At 38.3% G+C, this 10,501-nt stretch carries 11 protein-coding genes and 1 tRNA gene; 6 read left to right on the top strand and 6 right to left on the bottom strand.

The window, feature by feature from the left end:
- Nucleotides 1-189: 189 nt before the first annotated feature.
- Nucleotides 190-564, bottom strand: coding sequence for a RidA family protein (locus ACTTKV_RS05565; protein WP_442549627.1), 375 nt, complete (start codon nucleotides 562-564; stop codon nucleotides 190-192).
- A gap of 112 nt (nucleotides 565-676) precedes the next feature.
- Here ACTTKV_RS05565 and ACTTKV_RS05560 point away from each other — a divergent pair, with 112 nt between their 5' ends.
- The gene (locus ACTTKV_RS05560) at nucleotides 677-1,150 is read left to right on the top strand and encodes a cysteine permease (protein WP_442549626.1); all 474 of its coding nucleotides are present in this window, start codon (nucleotides 677-679) and stop codon (nucleotides 1,148-1,150) included.
- A 52-nt stretch (nucleotides 1,151-1,202) separates the two neighbouring features.
- Here the strand turns inward: ACTTKV_RS05560 and ACTTKV_RS05555 are convergent, their stop codons facing one another.
- The 3 genes from ACTTKV_RS05555 to ACTTKV_RS05545 form a co-directional block, all read right to left on the bottom strand.
- Nucleotides 1,203-1,763: a Fe-S-containing hydro-lyase gene (locus ACTTKV_RS05555; RefSeq protein ID WP_442549625.1), complete on the bottom strand. Its 561-nt coding sequence runs from the start codon at nucleotides 1,761-1,763 to the stop codon at nucleotides 1,203-1,205.
- Nucleotides 1,764-1,772: 9 nt separating this feature from the next.
- Nucleotides 1,773-2,618: a fumarate hydratase gene (locus ACTTKV_RS05550; protein WP_442549624.1), complete on the bottom strand. Its 846-nt coding sequence runs from the start codon at nucleotides 2,616-2,618 to the stop codon at nucleotides 1,773-1,775.
- Between the two features lie 296 nt (nucleotides 2,619-2,914).
- A complete protein-coding gene (locus ACTTKV_RS05545; protein ID WP_442549631.1) occupies nucleotides 2,915-4,225 on the bottom strand; it encodes a hemolysin family protein in 1,311 nt (436 codons plus the stop codon).
- 202 nt (nucleotides 4,226-4,427) lie between these two features.
- Here ACTTKV_RS05545 and ACTTKV_RS05540 point away from each other — a divergent pair, with 202 nt between their 5' ends.
- From ACTTKV_RS05540 to ACTTKV_RS05520, 5 genes are all read left to right on the top strand, one after another.
- Nucleotides 4,428-5,741, top strand: a complete 1,314-nt coding sequence (locus ACTTKV_RS05540) for a sodium-dependent transporter (protein ID WP_442549623.1) — start codon at nucleotides 4,428-4,430, stop codon at nucleotides 5,739-5,741.
- Nucleotides 5,742-5,866: 125 nt separating this feature from the next.
- Nucleotides 5,867-6,835 carry a putative transporter gene (locus ACTTKV_RS05535; protein ID WP_442549622.1) on the top strand — a complete coding sequence of 323 codons (969 nt, stop codon included), beginning with the start codon at nucleotides 5,867-5,869 and terminating at the stop codon, nucleotides 6,833-6,835.
- Between the two features lie 311 nt (nucleotides 6,836-7,146).
- On the top strand, nucleotides 7,147-7,950 hold the full coding sequence (locus tag ACTTKV_RS05530; protein WP_442549621.1) for a M48 family metallopeptidase: 804 nt from the start codon (nucleotides 7,147-7,149) through the stop codon (nucleotides 7,948-7,950).
- 2 nt (nucleotides 7,951-7,952) lie between these two features.
- Nucleotides 7,953-8,435: a GNAT family N-acetyltransferase gene (locus tag ACTTKV_RS05525; RefSeq protein ID WP_442549620.1), complete on the top strand. Its 483-nt coding sequence runs from the start codon at nucleotides 7,953-7,955 to the stop codon at nucleotides 8,433-8,435.
- A gap of 46 nt (nucleotides 8,436-8,481) precedes the next feature.
- Nucleotides 8,482-8,569: transfer RNA gene (locus ACTTKV_RS05520), tRNA-Ser, on the top strand.
- A gap of 455 nt (nucleotides 8,570-9,024) precedes the next feature.
- Here ACTTKV_RS05520 and ACTTKV_RS05515 read toward each other — a convergent pair.
- Entirely contained in the window at nucleotides 9,025-9,852 is an 828-nt protein-coding gene (locus ACTTKV_RS05515; RefSeq protein ID WP_442549619.1) for an ABC transporter permease, read from the bottom strand.
- A complete protein-coding gene (locus tag ACTTKV_RS05510; RefSeq protein ID WP_442549618.1) occupies nucleotides 9,845-10,498 on the bottom strand; it encodes an ABC transporter ATP-binding protein in 654 nt (217 codons plus the stop codon). The genes ACTTKV_RS05515 and ACTTKV_RS05510 overlap by 8 nt, the downstream gene beginning before the upstream one ends.
- Between the last annotated feature and the right edge of the window lie 3 nt (nucleotides 10,499-10,501).

Genomic DNA, 10,501 nt, shown 5'->3' with positions numbered 1-10,501 from the left:
TCGTTTCGTGAGCTGGAATTATATATGAGTGATGCTTAAAAAAAGTTGAAATATTTGCAAAATATTTTATAAATTGAAATTTTATTTTTAAGATAAAAAATTTGGAGAGTTTTTACCCTCCTTTTGTCTTACATTAATATATTAAATATATTTAAACAATATGTATTGTATTATTTGACATAATAATTATCAGCAAGCCGCAATAACTTCTATTTCTACAAGTGCATTTTTTGGTAAAGTCTTTACAGCCACAGTGCTTCTTGCAGGATAAGGTTCTTTGAAAAAATTAGCATATACACTATTTACTTTGGCAAAATCTTCTATATCATCTAGAAATATTGTGGTCTTTATTACATTTTCAAAACTTAGTCCAGCTTCAGCTAAAATATTTTTTAAATTTTTAAGAGACTGTTCGGCTTGATCCTCAACGCCACTACCTGCAAACTCGCCTGCTGGAGTTACACCAAGCTGGCCTGAGATAAATAAAAATCCATTTGCGCTAATAGCTTGAGAATATGGGCCTATCGCTTGTGGAGCATTTTTTGTTGAGATTTGTTTTTTCATGTTTTCTCCTTTAAATTTTCAAAGATCCTACTATAAATTTACTAAAATTTTTAAATTTGCCTATTTTGGAAACTAAGAGATATAATCAACTAAAATTTCAAAAAGGACAACAATGCAAATCACGCTTGCACCAAATGAGTTTTTGGATGACTATGTGCTTGGAGCTGAGCTTGCTAAAAATGCTGGAATTTCATCAAACGCTTATCTTTTTTGGAAAAATGTTATAAGTGCTAAATTTGAAAATTCTCGCATAGTCTTTCTTAGAAAAAATAGCATTCCAGCTAAATTTAAAGAAGCAATAAGCGCTTGCACACCGCTCAATGGACTCATTCCAACAGGTGTATTTTGCTCATTTACTTCGCTTGCGCCATCTCATCTTGTGGCAAAAAATAACTCAAAGCTTTATGCTCTTTTTGATTTTAGTGAAATTTGTGGAATCAAATTTATAAATTTAAAGAAATTTTATGATGATTTTAATCTCAGTTACGACTATAGAATTTATATAGAAAAATGTAAATTTTTCTCACCTGCTCCGTTTGAAAAGCGCATCAAACTGACAGAAACGATGTGTCTAGGGTATTATTAATTTTATAGGTGATTATTAAATTCCGCTAGCTTGAACTGCTAGCGGATCAAATTTAGATTTTTTTGTAAGGTGCTTGACCAACTTCGTAGAAGTTATCACCCTCACAGTCAATGGCTACTATCGCTGGAAAGTCCTCGACTGTTAGCCTCGCAACTGCCTCTGGTCCTAGCTCTGGGTAGGCTAGCACTTCATATTTTTTGATACTTTGGCTAATGAGCGCTCCGATGCCGCCGATAGCGACCATATAAACACAGCATGATTTTTTCATAGCTTCGACTACTGCGTCGTTGCGGTAGCCTTTGCCTATCATACCATTTATGCCAACTTCATTTATCATAGTTGGCGTGTATTTATCCATTCTGCCGCTTGTTGTCGGACCTGCTGCGCCGATAGCCTGATCTGGCTTGGCTGGAGTTGGTCCGACGTAGTAGATGGTCTCGCCTCTTAGCTCAACTGGTAGCTTCTCGCCGCGCGCTAAAGTCTCAGTTAGTGCCTTGTGAGCGGCGTCGCGAGCTGCTATGATAGTGCCTGATATTAGGACATTGTCGCCTGCTTTTAGGCTTTTTACCACCTCTTTATCAAATGGTGCTGTTATTCTTTTTACTTCTGACATGTTATCTCCTTAAAGCTCGGCGTCTGCGTGGCGTGCAGCGTGGCAGTTGATATTTACAGCTACTGGTAGGCCTGCGATATGAGTTGGGTACCACTCGACGTTTACTTTTATAGCAGTCGTATCGCCGCCAAGACCCTGAGGGCCAACACCTGTTTGGCTAGCAAGCTCTAGTAGCTCCTCTTCAAGCTTTGCATATCTTGAATCAGGGTTTTTGCTATCCACCGAGCGCACCGCAGCCTCTTTGGCTAAAAGTGCCGCTTTATCCATAGTACCGCCTATGCCAACGCCTATTGTCATTGGAGGGCAAGCATTTGGTCCAGCGTATTTTACAGCCTCTAAAAAGACCTTTTTAACTCCCTCTACGCCATCAGCTGGCACAAGCATTTTTAAAACTGACTTATTCTCACTACCAAAGCCTTTTGGAGCTATTTTGATCTTAAATTTATCACCTGGCACGATCCTAGTGTGAATGACCGCTGGAGTGTTGTTTGTAGTGTTTTTTCTCTCATAAAGTGGCTCCGCAACGACCGATTTTCTAAGATAGCCCTCAGTATAGCCTTTCGCTACGCCCTCGTTTATCGCATCTTCTATATATCCGCCCTCGATATGCACGTCCTGTCCGATCTCAACAAAGACAACCGTCATACCCGTATCTTGACAGATAGGCGCTACGCCCTCTTCTGAAAGCTTGGCATTTTGTAAAATTTTGCCCAAAATGTCTTTTCCAAGAGATGAGCTCTCGCTAGTTTGAGCTTTTACAAAAGCAGCCTTTAGATCTGGTGTGACGACGTAACAGGCTTGTTTGCAAAGCTTGGCGACGACCTCTTTTATATCTTTTACGTTTATCGTTCTCATTTTTCCTCCTCGTAAAAAACAATTTTTAATTATATAAATTATATGTAAAATTTAAGATTAAATTTGATTATTTGATTTCTAGTATTTTCTTTAATTTTAATAATGAATAAAATGCATTGTATGACGCAAAAATTTATCAAAAGTGTCACAGTTTTAGAAATATATAGTTAGGACAATAGCGCATTTTTAAAGACTTTTAGACAAATATTCTGAGAATTCATTAAGATATGAATGTTTTGTATTTTTGAGTAGTTTAATAAATTTATGGTTTTAGAAAAACCATAAATTTATAAGATCTAAGCTTGGACGTTTTCTTCGTCGTCCTTTACTTTTTTTCGAACTTTTACACGTGAGATACTGGCTCCATCCATCTTTCTTACTTCATAGTAGCAGTTCTCGTCCTCGATTTTATCACCCACAACTGGCAAGCGACCTATGAGATTAAATACATATCCGCCGATTGTGACCTGATCAGTTTCTTCATCAAAGCTGATACCAAGGACCTCTTCAACGCTCTCTAGGTCGTATCTACCCTGGAATTCATAGATATTTTCATTTATCTTTTTATAGTGCTGATCAACTTCGTCATGTTCGTCATTAAAGTCGCCAAGAACCTCTTCCATGATATCTTCCATCGTAAGAAGTCCTGCTGTGCCGCCGTACTCATCGACTACAAGTGCTGCTGAAATTTGCTCTTTGTTCATCATCACGAGCACTTTTGATATAGAAAGGCTCTCTGGTACAATGACAAATTTACGAACAATCGCATCAAAGCTTTTGTCTTTGTCTCCACTAAAATGAAGCTGCAAGATATCTCTAATGTGTATCATGCCCAAAATAATATCTTTTGAGCCGTCTATATAAGGGAAACGAGTATATTTTGACTCAAAGACAACTTGCAAATTTTCCTCAAAACTCTTTTGTTTATTTATACAGATCATATCACGCCTTGGCGTCATAACCTCTTTTGCGACTGTATCACTAAAATCTACTGCGTTTTTGATAAGCTCAGTCTCAAAACTGTCTAACACACCACCCTTTAAGCTCTCGCCAACGATGATCTTGATCTCCTCTTCAGAGTGCGCTAATTCGTTCTCTTTTGCCGGCTGGATACCTAAAATTTTAAGTCCAGCGATAGCTAAAATATCAAAAAGCTTTATAACAGGCGAAAAAACTATCCAGAAAAAGTGTAACGGACGAGCGACTCTCAGGACTGAAGTCTCAGCCTTTGCTATGGCGATAGACTTTGGCACAAGCTCACCAATAACTACGTGAAGTAGCGTGATAAGCGTAAATGCGATAGCAAAACCGACGGTATGAACTAAAATATCACTAAGATTAAAAATATTTTTAAGCGGAGCTTCTATGAGCCTTGCAACCGCTGGCTCACCGATCCAACCAAGGGCAAGCGAACTTAGCGTTATACCAAGCTGAGTAGCACTAAGATAAGTATCAAGCTTGTTTGACATCTCAAAAGCAAGCTGGGCGTTTGGCTTTTTCTCTTTTATGAGCTCTTCAAGCCTAGACTTACGAACTTTAACTAGGGAAAATTCCGACAAAACAAAAAATGCGTTTAATAAAATGAATACAATGGCAAGTATTACCATTAAAAGCGAGTTATCGCTACTGGGGTGCAATTATGATCCTTAAGAGTTAAAAATTTTGTGCAGATTATAGCGAATTTATATGGCGTGGTCAAATAAGTCGCCCCAAAAAGTAACAGCGTTTCTTAAATTTAAATTTTTATAAAAACTTCTTAAATCATATTTTGGTAACATCATTTTTATCAATAAATTTATGGATTTTATAATGAGTAAAAAGAATTTTTCATCGCGTTGGGCGTTTATCTTAGCTTGCGTTGGATCCGCTGTTGGCATGGCAAATGTCTGGGGCTTTCCTTACAAACTTGGCACAAATGGCGGTGGAGCGTTTTTACTCATCTATGTTTTTTTCATAGCTCTTTTTTCATACGTTGGACTAAGCGCTGAGTATGCGATCGGTAGACGCGCAAAGACTGGCACACTTGGATCTTATAAGTTTGCATGGGAGAGTAGAAATTTAGGCATTGTAGGCAGTATTATCGGCTGGCTTCCACTTGCTGGCTCACTTTGTATAGCTATAGGCTACGCAGTCATTATCGCCTACGTGTTAAAAGCCCTTATTCAGGCGCTCACTGGCTCATTTATGAGTGTCGATACAAATGTCTGGTTTGAATCATTTGCCTTGCAAGAATACTCGGTTTTACCTTATCACTTTATCATCATCGTAGGCACGCTTTTTACGCTATTTTTTGGAGCAAAAAGTATCGAAAAAACTAATAAAATAATGATGCCACTGTTTTTCGTGCTATTTACTATCCTGGCGATAAATGTCGCTATGCTACCAAACGCGTTCGATGGGTATAAATTCCTTTTTATCCCTGACTTTAGCAAGCTCGCAGATCCGATGGTCTGGGTTTCTGCGATGGGTCAAGCATTTTTCTCACTCTCTATCACAGGCTCTGGCATGATAGTTTATGGAGCTTACCTTGCAAAAGATGAAGATATTGTAGAGAGTGCTAAAACTACAGCCTTTTTTGACACTCTTGCAGCGCTTGTGGCCGCTCTTGTCATGATCCCGGCTGTCTTTGCCTACGCTATGGACCCAGCTGGAGGGCCAAAGCTACTTTTCGTAACGCTTCCTAAAATTTTACAAGATATGATCGGTGGTCAAATTTTCGCGATCATCTTATTTACAGCAGTCATCTTTGGTGGTATCACATCGCTTCAAAATATGTTTGAAGTGGTTGCCGAGTCACTAATGCATAAATTTCCGCGTCTTAGCAGATTTTGGACGCTCGCGCTGCTTTGTGTAGTTTGCTTTGGCATAGGAGCATTTATGGAGCCTATTAGCAGCTGGGGGCCTTGGATGGACTTTGTCTCTATCTACATCATACCAATCGGCGCAGTAATAGGCGCTATATCATGGTTTTGGGTCATTAAAAAAGAAGAAATTTTAGACGAGATAAACTCTGGAGCAAATAAAACATATGGTTCATTTTGGTATTTTGTAGGCAAATTTATCTATGTTCCACTCACGTTTTTACTCTGTGTGATCGCAATTAGCAAGGGAATTTCTTTTTAATTCCCTTGTAGATAAATTTATTTTAAATTTCCATTGACTGTAAGCTATATAAGGTGCATTTAAATTCTATATAAATCCTTAAAGCATGCTTGCTATAATTTTGCAAAATTTACAAAAGGTAATTTATGTTTTCATCATTTTTTAAAGATAAAAAATGGGCACTCTGGGCTTACGGCGGGGCGCTATTCATCATCTTGCTACTTGTTTACCAAACTCATTTGAACGTCCGCATTAACGAGTGGTATAAAAATTTCTACGATATCGTGCAAAACTCAAAAGATCATGATGTAAGTGAGTTCTGGCGTGAAATTTTTAACTTCATAAAAATCGCTATGCCCTATGTTATAACTTATACAGTTATCTCATTTTTTGCCAGCCACTGGGTCTTTCGTTGGAGAGAGGCGATGACGTTTAAATATCTAAAATTTTGGCAAAACTGCCAAAATGACATCGAGGGTAGCTCGCAGCGTATTCAAGAGGATGTTTACCGCTTTGCAAAGATAATGGAAAGTCTTGGCGTGCAGGTTTTAAGGGCAATTATGACACTTATCGCTTTCATACCTGTACTTTGGGAGCTAAGCAAGAGCGTGAGCCTGCCTTACATCAAAGATATTGAAGGTTCGCTAGTCTACATCGCACTTGTAATTAGCATCGGAGGCCTTATTGTATCGTGGTTTGTAGGCATTAAGCTACCACACCTTGAGTATAACAACCAAAAAGCAGAGGCGGCATTTAGAAAAGAGCTGGTTTATGGCGAAGATGATAAGATCAAATTTTGCCGACCAAATGTGATGCTGGAGCTTTTTACAGGCGTCAAGCTAAACTACTACAAGCTATTTTTGCATTATGGCTACTTTAATCTCTGGCTTATCTCTTTTTCACAAATTCTTGTCATCGTGCCTTATATCATCATGGGAAATGGGCTATTTAGTGGAGTCATCACGCTTGGCATTTTGATCCAAGCCAGCAACGCTTTTTCTCAAGTAAGAGAGAGCTTTAGCGTCTTTATTGACAACTGGACGACGATAACAGAGCTAAGATCAGTAAATAAACGTTTGAGAGAATTTGAGAGAAATATAAACTACAAAGTGTAGGGGTTAAATTTAGGATATAGCTCTAAATTTTGAATTTATGCGGTCATAAACCAAGCAGTATATTGAATGCGCTTTATCATCAGGCAAATTTTAAAATTTATGAGCGAGCATATCACGACTCTAAATTTAGTGGCGAGTGGCTACGAGACCTAGATTTAGTAGTCTGCTAAGGCAAGTGAATAAGATTTTAAAATTTGCAACAAGTAAATTACTATTTTTGATATCACAAAATTTAATTTTCTACTCTCATTTAACAACGCATATCCAACTCAGGCTATAATACGACAAATTTTAATCCAGAAAGGATAAAAATGAAAAAGATTTTACTTACATTATTGACGGCTAGCTTGCTTTTAGTCGGCTGCTCGAGCGTGACAAAATCAGGTGTCGTTGGTGCTGATCGTAAGCAGCTCATGCTAATATCATCTGAAGCTATGGAGCAAAGTTCAGCTCAAGCTTATGTCAAGACACTAACAGCTGCTAGAAGCAAAGGCGAGCTAAACGTCGATCCTATCCTTACAAAAAGGGTTCAAGATATTGCCAAAAGACTCATCGCTCAAACCGGAGTTTTTAGAGACGACGCACTAAAATGGAAGTGGCAAGTAAATGTTATTAATGAAGACACACTAAATGCTTGGTGTATGCCAGGTGGCAGGATTGTAGTTTATAGCGGCATCATAAAAAGGCTAAATTTAACAGATGCACAGCTGGCAGCCGTTATGGGACACGAGATCGCTCACGCGCTTAGAGAACATAGTAGGGAGCAGGCTAGCACCGATCAGCTCAAAAATATTGGAATTTTTGCAGTTGCGACAGCTACTGGTCTTGGCGATCTTGGAGCTAATGCTCTAAATTTAGCTAGCGAGTACACAATATCTCTGCCATTTTCACGATCTCACGAAACTGAAGCTGATCACATCGGTACTGAGCTAATGGCAAGAGCCGGATACGACCCAAAAGAGGCAGTCGAAGTCTGGGTAAAAATGAGCAAGATGAGTGGTGGAAAAGTACCTGAAATTTTAAGCACACACCCATCAAACGAGAGCAGGATAAAAGACCTAAAAGAGATCGCAGCAAAACTTGAGCCAGTCTATCAAGCTGCTAAAAGAGGCTAGGCTTGATAGAACAAGCAAATTTGAGTGATCTTAAAGCGATTACACAAATTTACAACGACTACATCTTAGAAAGAAGTGCGACTGCGGACTTGCAGCCAGTTAGCACGAAGGAGCGAGAGCCTTGGTTTAAAGCTCACAACAACTCTCGCCCCATCTTTGTCTATAAAGAAAATGGAGAAATTCTAGGCTACTGCTCGCTTAGCGACTTTAATCCCAAAATCGCTTACGACATAAGCGTCGAGATAAGCATCTATGTAGCCAAAAAGGCCCTTGGCATGGGTGTTGGCAAGCAACTTTTAAGCCACGCCATAGATGAAGCTAGAGGACTAAATTTAAAAAACATCATCGCCCTAATTTTTAGCCAAAACAAGGCAAGTCTTGGGCTATTTTTAAAATTTGGCTTTGAAAAATGGGGTGAACTGCCCAGCATTTGTATGATGGATAATGAGTACAAAGATGTCATTATCTTGGGACTAAAGCTCTAAAGCCAAGCATTAAGTGAATAAGGATATAATTTCGCTTCTTTCTTGTGGGTAGATGTCCGAGCGGTTTAAGGAGCACGCCTGGAACGCGTGTGTGGGGCAACTCACCGAGAGTTCGAATCTCTCTCTGCCCGCCATTAATGTAGCATCTACAAACCTTAAAATTCTTGACCTTCATTTTACATTTAATCTTAGTAATAAAAAACCAAACTAGCATAGAACGTAAGCAAAACAAAAAAATTTAGAGTGTAAAACAAAATTTCGTATATTTAAAAAGAAACAACTCCTCTTTGTGTATGTGAAAAGCCGGAAAAGGGGGAAGCAAAGACTTATCACTACAAAAAGGAGGGGCCCTTTTAGGACCGTAGAATAATATTGTTTAACAATAAATTTTAATGAAATTTATTGTTAATAAAAAAGAAATTCTAAGTAATACTAAAGCAAATTCTAGCTTATTTATAAATTTTTAATAATAAAAAATGCCCCCTTGGGGGAAAGGGGGCTGTTACAAAAAGGAGGTTTCTTGTTGGACAAGTGAAATAATACAAGTTTCGTCTAAATTTAAAGCCAACCCTTCTTTAACAAAAAACAATCACACCAAATCTTTCTTACTAAATGCAAAATACCCACAAATTAATAAGATAATGCCAAGCACCAGCGGATAACTGATGGCATAAGCCACAAATACCGTCTTCGAAAATGCGCCCAAAATAAAATAAGACGCAGTACCAATAACTGCTAAATTTGGGTCAAAAAGACTAAGGGCTGCTATTCTAAATAGCTCAATTGGATTTAACATAGCAATCGCATATATGGTATATTCATCAACGGAACTTCGCATAAGCAAGCCAATTAATGCAAGATCAATAAAAGCTAGCATAATGAGCCAAAGCAAAAACGCCACGCCTTGGCCAGTTTCTTGATTTTTAATCACGCTTGAGATAAAAAATCCAAGCGATAAAAAAACAATACTTAAGCTAAAAAGTAGGCCAAAATAAAGCACCAACACACGCCAAGGTATTGCCACACCCTTTGCAAGACCAACAATCACGCAAAGCAAAAGCGAAAACAAAAGTGGCACAAAAACGACAAATGTCCGCCCAAGCGCTTTGCCAAAGTAGTACTCTCTAAGGCTTAATGGGAAGCTAAGCATGTATTCAAGCAAATTTGTATCCCTGTCTTGATTTATGCTTCTAACGGTTGAAATGAGGATAAATATCGGTACGATGATGACGCAAATTTGTATAAACAAAAGTAGCGCTCTAGTAAGTCCAGAAAAGCCAAGCACGCGCGAGTCTGTCACTCCGCTAAATAAAAATCCTATCATCAAAGTAGAAAAAAGGAGTGCATAGATCGCGAACCACCTTGAGCGAAACGACTCTTTGACGTCAAGTTTTGCTATTAAAAAAAGATTATTCATTCTTGTTCCTTAAATTTTCTTCTTTGATGATCCTACCAAGGTCCATATAGACGCATCTATCGAGCAAATGGGCGATCTCATCTATGCGGTGAGAAATAAAAACAAGTGTCTTATTTTGTGTGAAGTTATCAAGCAAATTTTTAAAAGATTCCCTTGCTTTTGCGTCCAAATTTGCAGTTGGCTCGTCAAACATTAAGATTTCACTATCTTTAGCAAATGCGATAGCTATTAACATCTTTTGCTTCATGCCGCCTGATAGTTTATAAAATGACTTATTTAAATTTGCATGTAGATCAAACTCTAGAAGCTTGCTAAATTTCTCTATCTCTTCAAATTTGACATTTGAGCTTTTGCAGACAAACTCACAAAGCTCACGCAGGCTAAATTTAAGTGGCGGTGGGGTTTGCGGCACAAATGAGATAAATTTCAGTGCCTCTTTTCTATCTTTTAGTGTGTTTATGCCATTGATCGCCACACTTCCGTTATTTGGCACAAACTCACCCAAGATAATACGCATAAGAGAGCTTTTGCCAGCTCCATTTTGCCCAAGTATTGCTATCTTTTCACCAGCTTTTACATTAAGACTGACACCATCAAGTATCTTTTGCGAGCCAAAAATTTTCGTTACTTCTTTTATATCTATCAAAAA

Source organism: Campylobacter sp., from assembly GCF_052169515.1.
GTDB lineage: Bacteria > Campylobacterota > Campylobacteria > Campylobacterales > Campylobacteraceae > Campylobacter_A.
The sequence above is the reverse complement of the archived record's forward strand: the minus strand, read 5'-3'. Positions and strand labels throughout refer to the sequence as shown.

Coding starts and splice junctions, on each gene's coding strand:
- ACTTKV_RS05565 (WP_442549627.1), bottom strand. CDS start 564: ATGAAAAAACAAATCTCAACAAAAAATGCTCCACAAGCGATAGGCCCA.
- ACTTKV_RS05560 (WP_442549626.1), top strand. CDS start 677: ATGCAAATCACGCTTGCACCAAATGAGTTTTTGGATGACTATGTGCTT.
- ACTTKV_RS05555 (WP_442549625.1), bottom strand. CDS start 1,763: ATGTCAGAAGTAAAAAGAATAACAGCACCATTTGATAAAGAGGTGGTA.
- ACTTKV_RS05550 (WP_442549624.1), bottom strand. CDS start 2,618: ATGAGAACGATAAACGTAAAAGATATAAAAGAGGTCGTCGCCAAGCTT.
- ACTTKV_RS05545 (WP_442549631.1), bottom strand. CDS start 4,225: ATGGTAATACTTGCCATTGTATTCATTTTATTAAACGCATTTTTTGTT.
- ACTTKV_RS05540 (WP_442549623.1), top strand. CDS start 4,428: ATGAGTAAAAAGAATTTTTCATCGCGTTGGGCGTTTATCTTAGCTTGC.
- ACTTKV_RS05535 (WP_442549622.1), top strand. CDS start 5,867: ATGTTTTCATCATTTTTTAAAGATAAAAAATGGGCACTCTGGGCTTAC.
- ACTTKV_RS05530 (WP_442549621.1), top strand. CDS start 7,147: ATGAAAAAGATTTTACTTACATTATTGACGGCTAGCTTGCTTTTAGTC.
- ACTTKV_RS05515 (WP_442549619.1), bottom strand. CDS start 9,852: ATGAATAATCTTTTTTTAATAGCAAAACTTGACGTCAAAGAGTCGTTT.